At 64.3% G+C, this 16,745-nt stretch carries 22 protein-coding genes and 1 tRNA gene; 8 read left to right on the forward strand and 15 right to left on the reverse strand.

The features are described 5' to 3' along the window. Positions 1-180: 180 nt before the first annotated feature. Positions 181-256 (reverse strand) — tRNA-Arg (locus ACEN8I_RS11725). Between the two features lie 233 nt (positions 257-489). On the opposite strand from ACEN8I_RS11725, the gene ACEN8I_RS11730 reads away from it, so the two are divergent. Continuing rightward, positions 490-1,356: a c-type cytochrome gene (locus ACEN8I_RS11730; protein ID WP_413328622.1), complete on the forward strand. Its 867-nt coding sequence runs from the start codon at positions 490-492 to the stop codon at positions 1,354-1,356. A 60-nt stretch (positions 1,357-1,416) separates the two neighbouring features. On the opposite strand, the gene ACEN8I_RS11735 is transcribed toward ACEN8I_RS11730, so the two are convergent. From ACEN8I_RS11735 to ACEN8I_RS11750, 4 genes are read right to left on the reverse strand one after another with little or no spacing between them, the layout of a single operon-like run. Then, positions 1,417-1,980 (reverse strand): DUF2946 family protein, encoded by a 564-nt coding sequence (locus ACEN8I_RS11735; RefSeq protein WP_413328623.1) that lies wholly within the window; start codon positions 1,978-1,980, stop codon positions 1,417-1,419. 29 nt (positions 1,981-2,009) lie between these two features. Further along, positions 2,010-2,984 (reverse strand): YheT family hydrolase, encoded by a 975-nt coding sequence (locus ACEN8I_RS11740; RefSeq protein ID WP_413328708.1) that lies wholly within the window; start codon positions 2,982-2,984, stop codon positions 2,010-2,012. Positions 2,985-3,007: 23 nt separating this feature from the next. Next, positions 3,008-3,454, reverse strand: coding sequence for a YybH family protein (locus ACEN8I_RS11745; RefSeq protein ID WP_413328624.1), 447 nt, complete (start codon positions 3,452-3,454; stop codon positions 3,008-3,010). A gap of 40 nt (positions 3,455-3,494) precedes the next feature. Further along, complete coding sequence (locus tag ACEN8I_RS11750; protein ID WP_413328625.1) at positions 3,495-4,355, reverse strand: hypothetical protein; 861 nt, start codon at positions 4,353-4,355, stop codon at positions 3,495-3,497. Positions 4,356-4,399: 44 nt separating this feature from the next. Between ACEN8I_RS11750 and ACEN8I_RS11755 the strand changes: the two genes are divergently transcribed. The 3 genes from ACEN8I_RS11755 to ACEN8I_RS11765 are packed head-to-tail and all read left to right on the forward strand — an operon-like array spanning position 4,400 to position 6,516. Then, complete coding sequence (locus ACEN8I_RS11755) at positions 4,400-5,002, forward strand: LemA family protein (RefSeq protein ID WP_413328626.1); 603 nt, start codon at positions 4,400-4,402, stop codon at positions 5,000-5,002. Positions 5,003-5,032: 30 nt separating this feature from the next. Beyond that, a complete protein-coding gene (locus ACEN8I_RS11760) occupies positions 5,033-5,968 on the forward strand; it encodes a TPM domain-containing protein (protein ID WP_413328627.1) in 936 nt (311 codons plus the stop codon). Positions 5,969-5,973: 5 nt separating this feature from the next. Next, entirely contained in the window at positions 5,974-6,516 is a 543-nt protein-coding gene (locus ACEN8I_RS11765; RefSeq protein WP_413328628.1) for a TPM domain-containing protein, read from the forward strand. Between the two features lie 13 nt (positions 6,517-6,529). Here the strand turns inward: ACEN8I_RS11765 and ACEN8I_RS11770 are convergent, their stop codons facing one another. The 10 genes from ACEN8I_RS11770 to ACEN8I_RS11815 form a co-directional block, all read right to left on the reverse strand. Further along, positions 6,530-6,673, reverse strand: a complete 144-nt coding sequence (locus ACEN8I_RS11770) for a hypothetical protein (RefSeq protein WP_413328629.1) — start codon at positions 6,671-6,673, stop codon at positions 6,530-6,532. A 213-nt stretch (positions 6,674-6,886) separates the two neighbouring features. After that, positions 6,887-7,303, reverse strand: a complete 417-nt coding sequence (locus ACEN8I_RS11775) for a F0F1 ATP synthase subunit epsilon (protein ID WP_007868942.1) — start codon at positions 7,301-7,303, stop codon at positions 6,887-6,889. Positions 7,304-7,426: 123 nt separating this feature from the next. Beyond that, complete coding sequence (gene atpD / locus ACEN8I_RS11780) at positions 7,427-8,833, reverse strand: F0F1 ATP synthase subunit beta (protein ID WP_007868954.1); 1,407 nt, start codon at positions 8,831-8,833, stop codon at positions 7,427-7,429. A 60-nt stretch (positions 8,834-8,893) separates the two neighbouring features. Continuing rightward, entirely contained in the window at positions 8,894-9,760 is an 867-nt protein-coding gene (gene atpG / locus ACEN8I_RS11785) for a F0F1 ATP synthase subunit gamma (protein WP_007868957.1), read from the reverse strand. A 64-nt stretch (positions 9,761-9,824) separates the two neighbouring features. Next, on the reverse strand, positions 9,825-11,378 hold the full coding sequence (atpA, locus tag ACEN8I_RS11790; RefSeq protein WP_413328630.1) for a F0F1 ATP synthase subunit alpha: 1,554 nt from the start codon (positions 11,376-11,378) through the stop codon (positions 9,825-9,827). 64 nt (positions 11,379-11,442) lie between these two features. After that, positions 11,443-11,973 carry a F0F1 ATP synthase subunit delta gene (locus ACEN8I_RS11795; protein ID WP_413328631.1) on the reverse strand — a complete coding sequence of 177 codons (531 nt, stop codon included), beginning with the start codon at positions 11,971-11,973 and terminating at the stop codon, positions 11,443-11,445. A 12-nt stretch (positions 11,974-11,985) separates the two neighbouring features. Next, positions 11,986-12,456 (reverse strand): F0F1 ATP synthase subunit B, encoded by a 471-nt coding sequence (locus ACEN8I_RS11800; RefSeq protein WP_413328632.1) that lies wholly within the window; start codon positions 12,454-12,456, stop codon positions 11,986-11,988. Between the two features lie 74 nt (positions 12,457-12,530). Further along, positions 12,531-12,794: a F0F1 ATP synthase subunit C gene (gene atpE, locus ACEN8I_RS11805; protein ID WP_007868969.1), complete on the reverse strand. Its 264-nt coding sequence runs from the start codon at positions 12,792-12,794 to the stop codon at positions 12,531-12,533. A 61-nt stretch (positions 12,795-12,855) separates the two neighbouring features. Beyond that, a complete protein-coding gene (atpB, locus tag ACEN8I_RS11810) occupies positions 12,856-13,734 on the reverse strand; it encodes a F0F1 ATP synthase subunit A (protein WP_413328633.1) in 879 nt (292 codons plus the stop codon). A gap of 12 nt (positions 13,735-13,746) precedes the next feature. After that, the gene (locus ACEN8I_RS11815; RefSeq protein ID WP_413328635.1) at positions 13,747-14,247 is read right to left on the reverse strand and encodes an ATP synthase subunit I; all 501 of its coding nucleotides are present in this window, start codon (positions 14,245-14,247) and stop codon (positions 13,747-13,749) included. A gap of 197 nt (positions 14,248-14,444) precedes the next feature. Between ACEN8I_RS11815 and ACEN8I_RS11820 the strand changes: the two genes are divergently transcribed. The 4 genes from ACEN8I_RS11820 (at position 14,445) to ACEN8I_RS11835 (ending at position 16,743) form a co-directional block, all read left to right on the forward strand. Beyond that, entirely contained in the window at positions 14,445-14,891 is a 447-nt protein-coding gene (locus tag ACEN8I_RS11820) for a DUF4149 domain-containing protein (RefSeq protein WP_413328636.1), read from the forward strand. After that, positions 14,888-15,418: a DUF2062 domain-containing protein gene (locus ACEN8I_RS11825; protein ID WP_413328637.1), complete on the forward strand. Its 531-nt coding sequence runs from the start codon at positions 14,888-14,890 to the stop codon at positions 15,416-15,418. Before ACEN8I_RS11820 ends, ACEN8I_RS11825 begins: the two co-directional genes overlap by 4 nt. An 81-nt stretch (positions 15,419-15,499) precedes the next feature. Further along, positions 15,500-16,411, forward strand: coding sequence for a D-amino acid aminotransferase (locus ACEN8I_RS11830; protein WP_413328638.1), 912 nt, complete (start codon positions 15,500-15,502; stop codon positions 16,409-16,411). A 14-nt stretch (positions 16,412-16,425) separates the two neighbouring features. Beyond that, a complete protein-coding gene (locus ACEN8I_RS11835; protein ID WP_413328639.1) occupies positions 16,426-16,743 on the forward strand; it encodes a YbeD family protein in 318 nt (105 codons plus the stop codon). Positions 16,744-16,745: the final 2 nt, after the last annotated feature.

The following is a 16,745-nucleotide window of genomic DNA, read 5'->3' on the forward strand; positions in this document are numbered from 1 at the left end:
ATAACCTTGAGAGGCAATGCCCGCCGAGTGCGGCAGTTGGGGTAAAGCCTGCTCGTTCACGATCGACCAGCGTCTTACAGTTTTGGCGGTGGCGTTGACGATCCGCGGCACACTTATGCATCCAAAAGCGGCACGGTTATGCTTCCAAGGACAGGATTCCATCGGCGCGGCGATGGCGATTGGTGCGGCTGGCGGGGATCGAACCCACGACCCTTGGCTTCGGAGGCCAATACTCTATCCACTGAGCTACAGCCGCAACGCTGAAAAACGGTTTGCGCCGGAATTCGCGGCCGTAGGGCGCGAAATCAGGGCAGTTTGCACCGCGCGAGCGATTCACGCCGCGCAGCGTGTCCGATTCTACCAGCCGGCCATGGTGCCCACCGGGGCTGCGCAAGGCCCCAGTTATAATGTGAGGTTGCTGAGCAAGCGCTATACAGGCGCGCCACCAACACGCGATAGCCCCCCGATTTTTAGTTTTTTGAGGACGCCATGAGCGCAAACGACCACACCACGGCCCACGAAGAAGCCCACACTGGCCCGATCAAGACGCCCCAGCAGCTGCTGGCAGCGGTTTTTTTCTCTTTTGTCGTCCCCGTTTTCGCCATCATCGGCCTGGTTTATTACGTCGCTTCGGCCAACAAGCCGGCCGCAGGCGCCAGCGAAGATGCCAAAGCCGTCGCACAGCGCATCCAGAAAATCGGTTCAGTTGAAATCCGCGATGCGAACCGTCCCCTCAAATCCGGCGAAGAAGTCTACAAAGCCCAGTGCGTGACCTGCCACGGCACGGGCGCCGCCGGCGCACCGAAGTTCGGCGACGCGGGCGCCTGGGCACCGCGCATCAAGACCGGCTTCGACGCCCTCTGGCATTCCGCCCTCAAGGGCAAGGGCGCGATGGGTGCGCAAGGCGGCGGCGACTTTGAAGACATCGAAGTTGGCCGCGCCGTGGTCTACATGACGACGGCCGCCGGCGGCAAGTTCGCCGAACCCAAGGCACCTGCCGCGACAGCAGCGGCTCCCGCCGACGCACCGGCCGCCGCGGCCCCATCGGCTGACGTCGTGGCGGCCCTGGCCGCCGCCAATAAGGGTGCGGCACCCGCTGCGGCACCTGCCGCCGCCGGCGGTGCCGTCCCCGCGCTGTACGGCCAGGTCTGCGCCACCTGCCACGCAACGGGTGTGGCCAACGCCCCCAAGCTCGGTGACAAGGCCGCCTGGGGCCCACGCGTGGGCGCTGGCGTCGATGGGCTGACCGCCAGCGCCATCAAGGGCAAAGGCGCAATGCCTCCCAAGGGCGGCTCCGCAGCGTCCGACGGCGAAATCAAGGCCGTGGTTCAGTACATGGTGAACGCGGCCAAGTAAGCACCCGCCTCGCATACAAAAAAGCCGGTCGTTGACCGGCTTTTTTTATGTGCCTTCCGGCTATGTGCGCAGCCCCTGCGGGCTGCGCACATAGCCGAAGCGCGCCGGCAGTTCGCGGGCGGTGTGTTCCTCGGGCACCCACAGGCCCTGCTCCACCGCATCGGCGGCATGCGTCATGTCCTGGGTGTGGACCAGGCCGAAACCCAGGTCGGTCTCCAGGTAAAGCCGCCCGGCCTCATCCAGAATGCAGCGCTGCGCGCGCGCGGCCGCGCCGGTGTGCGCGCTGACCAAAAAAGACGGCGCCGGGGCTACGCGCCAGACCAGCGGTGTGGCTTCGAGCTCCACATAGACGCGCTGCGGGCCGTTCTGGAAGAACCAGCGGCCGCTGGCGTCGCTTTCGTAGTTGCGCTGGATGAAGTCGATCAGCTTGTCGTGCTTGAGCAGCGAGCCCTTGGCGACCTTGTTGCGTGCGGGGTCGGCTCCTGCTGTACCGCTGAAGGGCCCGGCGGCCTGGGCCCTGTCGTCACGCATATACCAGTTGCCGCGCGCGTCCAGGCCCAGCCAGCCGTAGCAGTCGGGAACATTGGGCCACTTGGCAATCGCCTGCCGAACTATGTCGTCCATGGTCTTATTCTGCGCCGTGCATCGCGCTTTTATAGCTGTGCCGCGAGGAACCCTGTGACCGCATCGGGCATGGCGCGCACATGGCCCGGAAAGGGTGCCGAGGGAAAGCCCACGTGGCCGCCTTGGGCCGGCTGCCACAGCGTGACATGCGGGCCCGCTTCCGAGGCCTGCGGCAGGCTGGACGCAGGCACAAAGGGATCGTTGAGCGCGTTCAGGGCCAGCGCGGGCACGGCAATCCGGTGCAGGTGCGGCTTGGCCGAGGCCCGCGACCAGTAGTCATCGGCATTCTTGAAGCCGTGCAGCGGTGCGGTGAAAACGTCGTCGAACGCATAAAGGTCGCGCGCGGCCAGCAGCCGCTCGCGGTCGAACAGCCCGGGATGCTGCTCGAGCTTTTGCAAGGCCTTGGGCACCATGGTCTTGAGGAACATGCGGGTGTAGACCAGGCGGTTAAAGCCCCGGCCTATGGCCCAGCCGCTGGCGGCAAGGTCCAGCGGCGAGCACACGGAAGCGACGCCGGCCACCACCTGCCGGGCCTCGGCGCCCATCTCGCCGGCCCAGCGCATGAGCGCATTGCCGCCCAGCGAGATGCCGACGGCCATCACCGGCCCGCCGCGCTGGGCCGCGAAGCGCCGCAGTATCCAGTCGATCTCGGCGAAGTCGCCCGAGTGGTAGGCACGCGGCGCGAGGTTGATCTCGCCCGAGCAGCCGCGGAAATGCGGGATCGCGCAGGCCCAGCCGCGTTCGCGCGCGGCATCGGCCAGCGCTTCGGCATAGTGGCTGGCGGAGGAGCCTTCGAGGCCATGGAAGACGACCAGCAAGGGTGTTGCCGCGGTAGCTGTGTCATCCGTCACCAGCCAATCCACATCGACAAAATCCTCATCGGGCGTGGTCCAGCGTTCACGGCGAAACACCGGCTGCGGGCCGAGGAAGCGGCGCGACTGCAGGGCAGCCCAGATGGTCTGCAGGTTGCCACCCGGGAGCCACCAGGGCGCGGCATAGTTCATGGTGGGTTCCATGCGCAGCCGGATCAATGGAGAACGGTGGGCGTTTCCGACACTTCCTGCATTTCGCGCGGCGTGCCGGGACTGGCATGGTGGGCCACCATGCGCCAACCCTGCGCGGTCTTGTGGTACACATTGGTGGCGATGACGTAGGCGTGGCGAGGGCCTTCTTCGGTGAGCACCTCGATGCGCTCGAGCACGCTGTGCACGCTGGCGCTCATGGTCTCCACCTTGCGCACCTTGATGGGCTGCGCGCGTATGGTGCCGTTGGAAAACATCGCATCGAAGGTGGCGCGTATGGCCGCCGGCCCCACGAGGCGGGCGCCCCCCGGGTGCACGCAGACGATGTCGTCCTCGTCACCCCAGCAGGCCATGAGTTTTTCAATGTCGCCGCTTTGCAGCGCATCGTAAAAAGCCGCCTCGATGTCATCGGCGTTGCCGGTGCTGGCGGGCGGGACTTTGGGTTTGGGCATGGGGGCGATCAAAAAGAGTTCGGGCAAGAGGATGGCGGCTTCAATCCGGCTTGGCGTTTGGTGCTGAATTCTGCGCGGGATTGCGCGCCGCAGCAAGCCAGTCCTGGACCACGCCCTGCATGCCGCCGCCCGCCTGGCCCGTGCCGCGGCCGCTGCGGCTGCCGCTTTGGTTGGCCTGCCACAGCAACTCGGGCGCGGCCACGTGGGTGCCGGGCGGCAGCAGCTGCAGGGCGGCATCGACGAACTCCGCGAGCTTGGCGGGCCGCACCGGCTGCTCGGCTTGGGGAATCATGAACCTGAGCGTGGACAGCATCCAGGCCGCGACCCGCTCCAGGACATTCTTTCCCGCGGCGTCCTGCGCCTTGCGGGCCGAACGCACCAGCAGCAGGCGTTCAAAGCCCAGGGCGGCGACGGCTTGCTCGTCCAGATTGGCCAGGCCGCGCTTGAGCGCATCGGGCAGGCGCCCGGTGGCGTGCGGCACCACCACGACCAGGGCTTGCACGCCGCAGCGCTTGAGCCATTGCGCCAGCGCGGGCAGCTCCGAAGGCGCGGGCGTCCAGAGCGTGCGCTCACGTCCGTAGTACATGCGCGGCGGCTCGAACATGACCAGCCCGGTGTGCGCCGGCAGCGGCCTGGCGGCCCATTGCGCTATCGGCGAAGGCAGGCCCGCCAGCGCGATGCTGACGCCGGAGAGCCCGGTCGCCATGGCCTCGGTGGCCAGCACCTCGGTGTGCGCATAGCGGCCGCTGCCGACCAGGCGGCGCAGCACCTCGTTGCCCAGCACGCCGGTGGCGCCGGCCACCAGCAGGCGCGGCTTGGCCTGTGCGGGCGGCGGGCGCAGGGCGGACTGCAAAGCCTGCAGCGGGCTGCCGGACGCGGAGGATGTGGGCAGCGGGGACATTCGACTATGTTAGTGTTGCGGCTTGCATTTTCGGAGGCATTGCCATGACGATATCCCGCTTTTTGACATTCACCCTCGCGGCCCTGCTGAGCCTGCTGCTCTCGGGCTGCGGCTACAACGACTTCCAGCGCCTGGACGAGCAGACCAAGTCGGCCTGGTCCGAAGTGCTGAACCAGTACCAGCGCCGCGCCGACCTGGTGCCCAATATCGTGGCCACGGTCAAAGGTGAAGCGGCCTTCGAGCAGGATACGCTGACCAAGGTGGTGGAAGCGCGCGCCAAGGCCACCTCCATCCAGGTGACGCCCGAAACCCTCAACGACCCGGCCGCCTTCAGCAAATTCCAGGCCGCGCAGGGCGAGCTGGGCAGCGCGCTGAGCCGACTCATGGTGGTCAGCGAGCGCTACCCCGACCTGAAAGCCAACCAGGGCTTTCGCGACCTGCGCGTGCAACTCGAAGGTACGGAAAACCGTATCACCGTGGCGCGCAACCGCTACATCCAGACCGTGCAGGAGTACAACGTGCTCACGCGCAGTTTCCCGAACAACCTGACGGCCATGATCTTTGGTTACCAGGTCAAGCCCAACTTCTCGGTGCAGAATGAGGCGCAGATCTCCACGCCGCCGGTGGTGGACTTCAACAAGAAATAAAGCGCGGCGGACCTGAGCGTGCAGCGCCTCATGCTTCTCGTTCGCGACGGCGCCCGGCTGCTGCTGGGCCTGCTGCTGGCCGCCTGGCTGCCGCTGGCGGCCTGGGCGCAGGGCGGCGTGCAGCCTGTGCCGGCGCTAACGGCACATGTGATGGACAGCACCGGCACTCTGGAGCCCGCGCAGCGCGAAGCGCTCGAAGCCAAGCTCACGGCCTTCGAAAAAAGCCGCGGCGCCCAGGTGGTGGTGCTGCTGGTTCCCACAACCCAGCCGGAAGACATTGCCGCCTATGCGCAGCGCGTGGGCGACAGCTGGAAGATAGGCCGCAAGGACGTAGGCGACGGCCTCTTGCTGGTGGTGGCCAAGAACGACCGCAAGGTGCGCATAGAAACCACCAAGGCGCTGGAAGGCGCCATCCCCGACCTGGCGGCGCGCCGGGTCATAGACACGGCCATCACGCCGCGCTTCAAGCAGGGTGACTTCGCCGGTGGGCTCGATGCCGCAGCCGATCAGCTCATTGCGCTGATCAGCGGTGAAAACCTGCCCGCGCCCGAACACAGCCGCGGCAGCGGCGGCCACAACGACGGTTTTGAGTGGACGGACCTGGCCGTCTTCCTGTTTTTTGCGGTGCCGATTGCCGGGCGGATCGCGGCCATGGTGCTGGGGCGCAAATTCGGCGCGCTGGCCACCGGCGGTGTGGTCGGCGTGCTGGCCTGGATTTTCACCAGCAGCCTGATCGTGGCCGGCCTCGCCGTGCTGGTGGGTACGGTGTTCGCGCTGGTCGCCAGCCTGGGCGCACTGGGCGGACTGGGCCGAGGCGGCCGCTCATCGGGCGGCTGGACCAGTGGCGGTTTTGGCAGCGGCGGTGGCGGCGGCTGGAGCAGCGGTAGCAGCAGCAGCGATGGCGGCGGCTTCAGCAGCGGCGGCGGTGGTGATTTCGGCGGCGGCGGCGCCTCGGGAGACTGGTAGGCATCATGCTCAACAAGCTCAAGACCCTGCTCAAACACCTCTGGCTGGATGCCTCCGACACCCGGCGCGCGATTCCGCCCGATATGCTGCAGCGGCTCGCGCGGCGCGTGGCGGCCAGCGAGCGGCGCCACAGCGGCGAGATCCGCATCTGCGTGGAGGCTTCACTGCCCCTGAGTTATCTGTGGCGCCTGGGCAAACAGAATTCCATCGCCGCGCTCACGCGCCAGCGCGCGGTCACCATGTTCGGCAAGCTGCGGGTCTGGGACACGGAGCACAACAACGGCGTGCTGATTTACGTGCTGCTGGCCGAGCGTGCGATCGAGATCGTCGCCGACCGCGGCCTGGCGCGGCATGTCGGCCCCGACCAATGGCAGGCCTTGGTGGCGCGCATGGCGGCCGCGTTTCGCGAGCAGCGTTATGAAGACGGGTTGACGCAGGCACTGGAAGAAACTTCGGCGGTGCTGATGCAGCACTTCGCGGTGGATGGCTCAGAAGAAGGCGCACAAGCCAGGGCGAATGAACTGCCCGATGCGCCGCTGCTCCAATAAGAGAGCCAAAGAATCAGGATGAAAGCAGGACGCCCAGGACGAACAACCCCGTCAGCACAACCAGGATGCGGCGTATCCATGTCCTGAGCGAACGTCGTCCCCGGCGCTGCGGCGAAAGCTCTTCGTCCCACGTCAGACTGTCCAGTGTGCTGTTCATAGTCCCACCTCGTCGGTTAGCTTGAATCCCTGGATCCACGATACGGCAGGGGCGCCCTTGCTGGCTACGATTTAGCGTGTCCAGTTGTTAAGCTGAGGTGCCGGCGCAACAGCATGAGTGCGAAAGAATTACCGGCCATGCGCCGCCCATGAAAAAAGCCCCTGGCTTTCGGCAGGGGCTTCGTGCATTCCGGTGGAACCGGAAAGACTGTTTTTATTTCTTCTGGCGGTATTTGCGCAAAGCGGCGATCTGCGCGGCCATGACGGCGAGTTCAGACTGGGCCATGGCGATGTCGATGTCGCTCTTGGCGTTCTTCAGCGCTTCCTCGGCGGCAGCCTTGGCTTCGCTGGCCTTGGTCTCGTCCAGGTCTTTGCCGCGGATGGCGGTGTCGCTCAACACCGTCACGCAGTTGGGCTGCACTTCGAGCAGGCCGCCGGCCACGAAGACGAACTCTTCCGTGCCGTCGGCTTTTTCAATGCGCACGGCACCCGGCTTGATGCGGGTGATCAGCGGCGTGTGGCGCGGGTAAATGCCCAGCTCGCCAGCCTCGCCGGGCAATGCCACGAACTTGGCTTCGCCCGAGAAGATGGACTCTTCTGCGGATACGACGTCGACGTGAATGGTGCTCATACGTACTCCAATTAAAAAGGTGAGTGGAAAGTGGACAGTTGAGATGAGCCGCTAGGCGGCGCGCGGAAATGTGCAGAAAGCACATTAAGCACGCCAACAACGCGGATCGCTCAAATGGCCGCTTTACGCCACCTTTTTGGCTTTTTCGAAGGCTTCGTCGATGGTCCCGACCATGTAGAAAGCCTGTTCGGGCAGGTGATCGCACTCGCCGGACACAATCATCTTGAAGCCGCGAATCGTTTCAGCCAGGCTGACGTACTTGCCGGGGGAGCCGGTGAACACTTCAGCAACGTGGAAAGGCTGCGACAGGAAACGCTGGATCTTGCGAGCGCGGGCCACGGCCAGCTTGTCTTCAGGGGCCAGTTCGTCCATGCCCAGAATCGCGATGATGTCGCGCAGTTCCTTGTAGCGCTGCAGCGTGCCCTGCACGGCACGGGCCGTGTTGTAGTGGTCTTCGCCGACGACGTTCGGGTCCAGCTGGCGGCTGGTGGAGTCCAGCGGGTCGACCGCGGGGTAGATACCCAGCGAAGCGATGTCACGCGAGAGCACCACGGTGGAGTCCAGGTGGGCGAAGGTGGTGGCAGGCGACGGGTCGGTCAAGTCATCGGCAGGGACGTAAACGGCCTGGATGGAAGTGATGGAGCCGACCTTGGTGGAGGTAATACGCTCTTGCAGGCGGCCCATTTCCTCGGCCAGCGTGGGCTGGTAGCCCACGGCGGAAGGCATACGGCCCAGCAGCGCGGACACTTCGGTACCGGCCAGCGTGTAGCGGTAGATGTTGTCCACGAAGAACAGCACGTCGCGGCCTTCGTCACGGAAGGATTCGGCGATGGTCAGGCCCGTCAGCGCGACGCGCAGGCGGTTTCCTGGGGGCTCGTTCATCTGGCCGTAGACCATGGCCACTTTGGATTCGCCGAGGTTCTCGAGGTTCACGACGCCGGAGTCGGCCATCTCGTGGTAGAAGTCATTGCCTTCGCGGGTACGTTCGCCCACACCGGCGAACACGGACAGGCCCGAGTGCGCCTTGGCGATGTTGTTGATCAGTTCCATCATGTTCACGGTCTTGCCGACGCCGGCGCCGCCGAACAAGCCCACCTTGCCGCCCTTGGCGAAGGGGCAAACCAAATCGATCACCTTGATGCCGGTTTCCAGCAGTTCCTGCGACGGCGACAGTTCGTCGTACGCGGGAGCTTTGCGGTGGATGGGGGCGGTCAGGGTCTGGTCGACCGGGCCGCGCTCGTCGATGGGCGAACCCAGCACGTCCATGATGCGGCCCAGCGTGGCCTTGCCCACGGGAACCGTGATGTTGGCGCCGGTGTTGTACACGACGTTGCCGCGGCGCAGGCCGTCGGAGGTGCCCAGCGCGATGGTGCGCACGATGCCGTCGCCCAGCTGCTGCTGGACTTCCAGCGTCAGCGCGGAGCCTTCCATCTTGAGCGCGTCGTAAATCTTGGGCATCTGGTCGCGCGCGAATTCCACGTCAACCACCGCACCAATACACTGAACAATCTTGCCTTGAGCCTGAGCCATGATTGAATCCTTTTCCGTTTCTTTAAATCTTTAAATCGGGTGTGGCGGCCTAAACCACTATCAGACCGCTGCAGCACCGGCAACGATTTCCGAAAGTTCTTTCGTGATCGCCGCTTGACGCGTTTTGTTGTAAACCAGCTTGAGTTCGCCGATCACGCTGCCGGCGTTGTCGGTGGCGGCCTTCATGGCCACCATGCGGGCGGACTGCTCGGACGCCATGTTCTCGGCAACCGCCTGGTACACCAGCGCTTCCACGTAGCGAACCAGCAGGTCGTCGATCACGGTCTGCGCGTCGGGTTCGTAGATGTAGTCCCAGCCGTGCTGGTCCTTGTCGGCCTGCAGGTGCGCTGCCGTCAAAGGCAGCAACTGCTCGACCACGGGCTCCTGGCGCATGGTGTTGATGAACTTGGTGTAGCACAGGTACACCGCGTTGATCTTGCCTTCGCTGTAAGCGTCGAGCAGCACCTTGACGGGGCCAATCAGTTTTTCCAGGTGCGGCTTGTCGCCGAGCTGGGTCGCGTGCGACACCACCTTGGCGCCCACCCGATTGAGAAAACCGAGGCCCTTGTTGCCGATGGCGACTGCCCGCGCGTCATGGCCGGCGGCCTGCACTTCCTTGAGCTTGGCCGTCACGGCGCGCAGCACGTTGGTGTTCATGCCGCCGCACAAGCCCTTGTCGGTCGTCACCACGATGAACCCGGTGGCCTTGGCGTCGTTGGACTCCATGAACGCGTGGGTGTACTCGGGGTTGGCCTGACTCAGGTTGGCCGTGATGTTGCGGATCTTGTCGCTGTAAGGACGGGCAGCGCGCATCCGCTCCTGCGCCTTGCGCATCTTGGAGGCGGCCACCATCTCCATGGCCTTGGTGATCTTCTTGGTGTTTTCCACCGATTTGATCTTGCCGCGTATTTCCTTGCCTGCTGCCATATGGATTCCTAAGGGGTTCCTGAGGGTTGCTTAATTACCTGCTTGACGATGAGGTCAGGCGAGATCAGGCAAACGACTTCTTGAACTCGGTCACGGCCGCGTTCAGTTCCGCCTCAGCGTCCTTGTCCATGGCCTTGTTGGCTTCGAGCTTGGCCATCAGGGCCGCGTTCTTGTCCTTCAGGTAGGCGTGCAGGCCGTGTTCAAAAGCCAGGACCTTCTTGACTTCGATGTCGTCCATGAAGCCCTTGTTCACGGCGAACAGCGTGGCGGCCATGTTGGAAATCGACAAAGGCGAGTACTGGGCCTGCTTGAGCAGTTCGGTCACGCGGGCACCGCGGTCCAGCTGCTTGCGGGTGGCTTCGTCCAGGTCGGAAGCGAACTGCGCGAAGGCAGCCAGTTCACGGTACTGGGCCAAGTCGGTACGGATACCGCCGGACAGGTTCTTGATCAGCTTGGTCTGGGCGGCGCCGCCGACGCGGGACACCGAGATACCGGCGTTAATGGCGGGACGAATACCGGCGTTGAACAGGCTGGTTTCCAGGAAGATCTGGCCGTCGGTGATCGAGATCACGTTGGTCGGCACGAAAGCGGACACGTCGCCGGCCTGCGTTTCGATGATGGGCAGCGCGGTCAGCGAACCGGTCTTGCCTTTGACCGCACCCTTGGTGAAGTCTTCCACATACTTCTCGTTCACGCGGGCTGCGCGCTCGAGCAGACGGCTGTGCAGGTAGAACACGTCGCCGGGGTAGGCTTCGCGTCCTGGTGGGCGGCGCAGCAGCAGCGAAACCTGGCGGTAGGCCACGGCCTGTTTGGACAGGTCGTCATACACGATCAGCGCGTCTTCGCCGCGGTCGCGGAAGTACTCGCCCATGGTGCAGCCGGAGTAGGCGCTGACGTATTGCATGGCGGCGGACTCGGAAGCCGCAGCGGCCACGACGATGGTGTATTCCATCGCGCCGGCTTGTTCCAGTGCGCGCACCACGTTCTTGATCGAGGAAGCCTTCTGGCCGATCGCGACGTAGACGCAGGAAACGCCCTTGCCCTTCTGGTTGATGATGGCGTCGATGGCCACGGCGGTCTTGCCGGTCTGGCGGTCGCCGATGATCAGTTCGCGCTGGCCGCGACCGACGGGCACCATGGAGTCGATGGACTTCAGGCCGGTCTGCAGGGGCTGGTCGACGGATTTACGGGCGATCACGCCGGGCGCGACCTTCTCGATCACGTCGGTCATCTTGGCGTTGATCGGGCCCTTGCCGTCGATGGGCTGGCCCAGGGCGTTCACCACGCGGCCGAGCAGCTCGGGGCCGACGGGCACTTCCAGGATGCGGCCCGTGCACTTGACGGTGTCGCCTTCGGCGATATGTTCGTATTCGCCCAGGATCACGGAACCGACCGAGTCGCGCTCGAGGTTCAGCGCCAGGCCGTAGGTGGGGGAGCCGTCGGCGGTTGCGGGGAATTCCAGCATTTCGCCCTGCATCACGTCGGACAGGCCGTGGATGCGGACGATACCGTCGGTGACGGACACCACGGTGCCCTGGTTGCGGATGTCGCTGCTGCCGGTCAGGCCTTCGATACGGCTCTTGATCAGTTCAGAAATTTCTGCGGGATTGAGTTGCATGACTCTTTCCTTCTTTCAGTATGTTGTTGGCTAAAAACCTGCGGACTGCGCCTGGGCACCGGGCTCAGGAAACCAGCGCCACTTTCATTTGCTCTAAACGGGCTTTGACCGAGGTGTCCAGCACCTCGTCACCCACCACGACTCGCACGCCGCCTATCAGGGCCGGCTCCAGCTCAACCTGGAGGTTGAGCTTCTTGCCAAAGCGCTTTTCCAGCGTTGCCGACAGGTCGGCCAGCGCCGCGCCGTCGAGCGCGAAAGCGCTGTAGACGGTCGCATCGGACGAACCGCTCTGCGCATTTTTCAGGACACGGAACTGCGCGGCGATTTCCGGCAGGACGCTAAGGCGGCCGTTCTCGATCACCGTGCGCAGGAAGTTTTTCGCGGCGTCCGGCAGCTTGGTCTTGGCAACGCCCGAAATCACGTCGAACGCCTGCGCCGAAGTGACGCCGGGGTTGCCGGCGTACTGCTGCAGCTGCGCATTCGCAGCGATGGCGGCCAGCTCGTCGAGCCAGGCGGCGGTGCCGCCCAGGTCGGAGCCGGAGGCCTTGAACAGCGCTTCGGCGTAGGGACGGGCAATGGTGGCTAGTTCGGCCATGTTGATGCTCGCTTAGAGTTCGGTCTTCAGGCGGCCCAGCAAGTCAGCATGCACACCGGCATTGACTTCCTTGCGCAGAATCTGCTCGGCGCCCTTGACGGCCAGCGCAGCCACCTGCTCGCGCAGGGCTTCGCGGGCCTTCACGGCCTGCTGCTCGGCTTCGGCCTTGGCGGCGGCAATGATCTTGCTGCCTTCCTCGGTGGCCTTGGCCTTGGCTTCTTCGATCAGGGCCTGGCCCCGGCGCTCGGCTTCGGCCAGGCGCACGGCCGCTTCGTTGCGCGACTTGGCCAGCTCTTCTTCCACGCGCTTGTTGGCGACGGAGAGTTCGGATTTGGCTTTGTCGGCAGCAGCAAGGCCGTCAGCGATTTTTTGCGCGCGCGCGTCCAGGGCCGCCGCGATGGGTGGCCACACAAACTTCATCGTGAACCCGACCAAAATCAGGAACACGATCAGCTGGACAATAAGGGTACCGGTAATGCTCACTGCTCATCCTTTCCCTTGGGGCCCAGCTGGAAGCCGGCCCGAAGGAATGACATTCTTGGGACTTGGGTCAATGCTTACTTGGGCAGGTTGGCGATTTGCGCCAGGAAGGGGTTAGCGGTGGCGAACCACAGCGCGATACCCGTGCCGATAATGAAAGCGGCGTCGATCAGACCGGCCAGCAGGAACATCTTGGTCTGCAGTTCGCCCATCAGCTCAGGCTGGCGTGCAGCTGCTTCGAGGTATTTGCTGCCCATGATGCCGATGCCGATACAGGCGCCGACAGCACCGAGGCCGATGATGAGGCCAGCGGCCAGAGCGACAAAACTAATAACTTCCATGATGACTCCTTAGGACTTTGGTTACGAGAGAAAAAGAAAAACGGGAAACGGGGACAACTGATTAGTGGTGATCGTGCGCCTGGCCGATGTACACCAGCGTCAGCATCATGAACACGAACGCTTGCAGCGTGATGATCAGGATGTGGAAGATGGCCCAGGCAGAGCCGGCGATGATGTGGCCGATGGCCAGTGCAATACCGGTGCCCAGCCCGACGGAGGCGAAGGCGCCACCCATCAGGGCGATCAGCAGGAAAATCAGTTCGCCGGCATACATGTTGCCGAACAGTCGCATGCCGTGCGAGACCGTCTTGGCGACGAACTCGATGACCTGCATCAGGAAGTTGAAGGGGTACAGCGCCCAGTGGTTGCCGAAGGGCGCGGTGAACAGTTCGTGGATCCAGCCGCCCACGCCCTTGATCTTGACGTTGTAGACCAGGCAGGTGATCAGCACGCCCATGGACAGGCCCATGGTGATGGAAAGGTCGGCGGTGGGCACCGAGCGCATGTAAGCGTGGTGCGCGTCATGGCCGGCGGCGCCGTAAATCCAGGCCCAGATCACCGGCAGCAAGTCCACCGGCAGCAAATCCATGGCGTTCAGCAGGAAAATCCAGACAAACACCGTGAGGGCCAGCGGCGCGACCAGCTTGCGGCTTTCGGCGTTGTGCACGATGCCCTTGGCTTGGGAGTCGACCATTTCGACGAGGATTTCAACCGCGGCCTGGAAACGGCCGGGAACGCCGGAGGTGGCTTTGCGGGCGGCTTGCCAGAGCAGGAAGCACCCGATCACACCCAGCAGGATGGTGAAAATGGTGGAATCAATATTGATGACGCTCAGATCGAACGGGCCAACAAGTTCCTTGTTGCGCCAGTGCGTCAGGTGGTGAACGATGTATTCACCGGCGGTTGGACCGCCATGTCCAGCAGCATTCTCAGCAGCCATTTATTGCTCGCCTCAAAGTTTATTTTTCCTGACCGCGAACAACAGCGCGAGCCAGGACGTTTTCATTGTCACCACCAGGCCGACCAGCATGGCCGGCCAACTCAGCATCGAAACCAGCCTTGGCGCGGCAAACAGCATTGCCACCGTCAAGGCGATCTTGACCATTTCCCACAAAAAGAAACCAGCCACCGCAGTGCCTGGATTCATGGACCACACTTTGCCGGTCAAGCCGCGCGCAAACAGCGCAGCCGGAATCACCACCGCCAGCGCTCCGTAGAGCGCCGACCAGCCGGCGGACCGCTGGCCTGTCAGCGCCCAGGCGGCACACGCCACCAGAACCCCGACCACCAGTTGCCCTGCCAATACCGACCAGGGGGAGATCGACGGACTCGTTTCACGAAGCTTTTGGGCCTCTTCCCGCGTCAGGGTCTTGAAACCCGCGTCGTCCGCCTCAAGCTCATATGTAACTGCCCGGGGGACCGGGTCCGTCGCCGAATTCGCCGAATTTGTCATTCTGAAACCTACAAATTACGGGAAAGTTACAGGGGCCGCTATTAGCAAAGCCCTTGATTATACGTAGAAACCCCTGCACCCCCATAAAAAACCCCGCTTCCGGGTGAATTAGGGGCCTCTTACGCGTGCGCCGGGGCCCGCGGCAGGCGGTGGTTCACAATGGGCTGGCCAGCAACGCCCCACTGAAAGATCCCTCCATGCACGCCCTGATGAAATTCCTGCACCTCGCCGCCGCCATCGCCTGGCTGGGCGGGATTTCCTTCATGCTGTTTGCCCTGCGCCCCGCCGCGGCGGAACAGCTCGCACCGCCGCAGCGCCTGCCCCTGATCGTGCAGGTCCTGCGGCGTTTCTTCGTCGGGGTGTGGGCCGGCATCGCAGTCCTGCTGCTGACGGGCCTGGCCATGCTGCTGGCCGTCGGCATGAAAAGCGCGCCCACCGGCTGGCACATGATGTTCGGACTGGGCCTTTTGATGTTCGCGCTTTTCGGCCACCTGTATTTCGGCCCCTTCCGCCGCCTCAAGCAGGCCGTGGCCGCGTCCGACTGGCCCGAAGGCGGGCGCCGTGTCGGGCAGATCGCCACCCTGGCCATGGCCAATCTCGCACTGGGCGCGCTGGCGATCGCCGCCGTCATTTTTCTCGCGTGAAGAAGGCGCGGCCCCAACCCCGGAAAAAAACCGGCTGGCTGGAGCGCCTGAAGGCGTCGGTGCCGACCCGCGAGGCACTGGCCGCCCATCCCTGGCTCAGGCCCGTGGCGCATCGCCTGCTGGACCCGCAGTTGTGGCGGCTGCAGCACGAAGCCGTGGCGCGCGGCGCGGCCATAGGCATCTTCTGGGCCTTTGCCCTGCCCTTCGCGCAAATCGTCGCGGCCGCCGCCCACAGCGTCTGGTGGCGCGCCAATATTCCGGTCGCCGTCGGCATCACTTTCATCACCAACCCCTTCACTGTGGGTTTCTGGCTCTGGCTGGCCTACCAGGCCGGCAGCCTGTTGCTGGACGCGCCGCCGCCGGTGCCCATGTCCGAGGGTGCGGGTCTCATCGGCTGGCTGGCATCGTTTGGCGGGCCTGCCATACTGGGCATGGGCCTGTTCGCGGTGCTGGGCTCTGCCTCCGGCTACCTGCTGGTCAAGCTGGCCTGGCGTTTGCGCATCTGGTTCAAGCGCCGCCGCCGTTGAACGCCGGACCCTGGACAATCGGGTATTTACGTCTCTTTCTTTTTCTTCCTTCTTTTCCTCTTTTCTTCGTTTCAAGCCACCATGACCACGCCCCCTACCAGCCTTGCCAGCCTTCCCGACACGCCCTGCTACCTCAACGGCGAATACACCCCCCTCAAGGACGCCAAGATCAGCGTGATGGACCGCGGCTTCATCTTCGGCGACGGTGTGTACGAAGTGGTGCCGGCCTATGGCGGCCGGCTGTTCCGTTTTGAGCAGCACATGGCACGCCTGGAGCGCAGCCTGGCCGAGCTGCGTATTCCGAACCCGATGACGCGCGCCGAGTGGCAGGCCGTGGCCCTGAAGCTGATCGCGGCCCACGCGCAATCCTCCGGGTCGCCGGCCGAAAGCGGCAACCAGCTGGTCTACATCCAGCTCAGCCGCGGTGTCGCCATGCGCGACCACCCCATGCTGCCGGGCCTCGCGCCCACCGTGTTCGTGATGGCCAACACCATGAAGCTGCCCGGCGCGCAGCAGCGCGAAGCCGGCGTCGCCTGCGTGACGGCCGACGACTTCCGCTGGGAAAAAGCCCACATCAAAAGCACCAGCCTGCTGGGCGCGGTGTTCGCGCGCCAGATCAGCGTCGATGCCGGCGCGGTGGAAACCATCATGTTTCGCGGCGAGCACCTCAGCGAAGCCGCTTCGAGCAACGTCTGGATCGTCAAGAACGGCAAGGTGCTGGGCCCGCCCAAGGACAACCTGGTGCTCGAGGGCATACGCTTCGGCCTGATCGAGGAAATCTGCCGCGCCGCCGGCATCCCCTTCGAGCTGCGCCGCATCACGCGCGCTGAAGTGCTGGCGGCCGATGAGGTTTTGCTGTCGTCGGCCACCAAGGAAGTGCTGCCGGTCACTCTGCTGGACGGCCAGCCCGTGGGCCACGGGCTGGAAAAGGGCAAGCCCGGCCCCATCTATGCCAAGCTGTACGCCCAATACCAGCGCGCCAAACAGGCCTGAAAGGACCCCTTGCAATGACCACATCGCCCGACACCCCGAAAATCATCGGAGTCCCCGGCTCCGAGCCTTCGCGCCAGGAGTCGCTGATCGAATACCCTTCGCAGTTCCCCATCAAGGTCATGGGCCACAAGGTCGATGGGCTGGTCGCCGCCATCACTTCGGTGGCGCACCAGTTCGACCCGAACTTCGACGCCTCCACCATAGAGCTGCGCGAGAGCAAGGGCGGCAAATACCTGGGCGTCACCGTCACCGTCACCGCCACCAGCCGCGAACAGCTCGACGAGCTCTACCGCACGCTGTCGACCCATCCCATGGTCAAGGTGGTCCTCTAGGC

This window comes from Polaromonas sp. CT11-55, from assembly GCF_047303325.1.
In the GTDB taxonomy this organism is placed as follows: domain Bacteria; phylum Pseudomonadota; class Gammaproteobacteria; order Burkholderiales; family Burkholderiaceae_C; genus Polaromonas.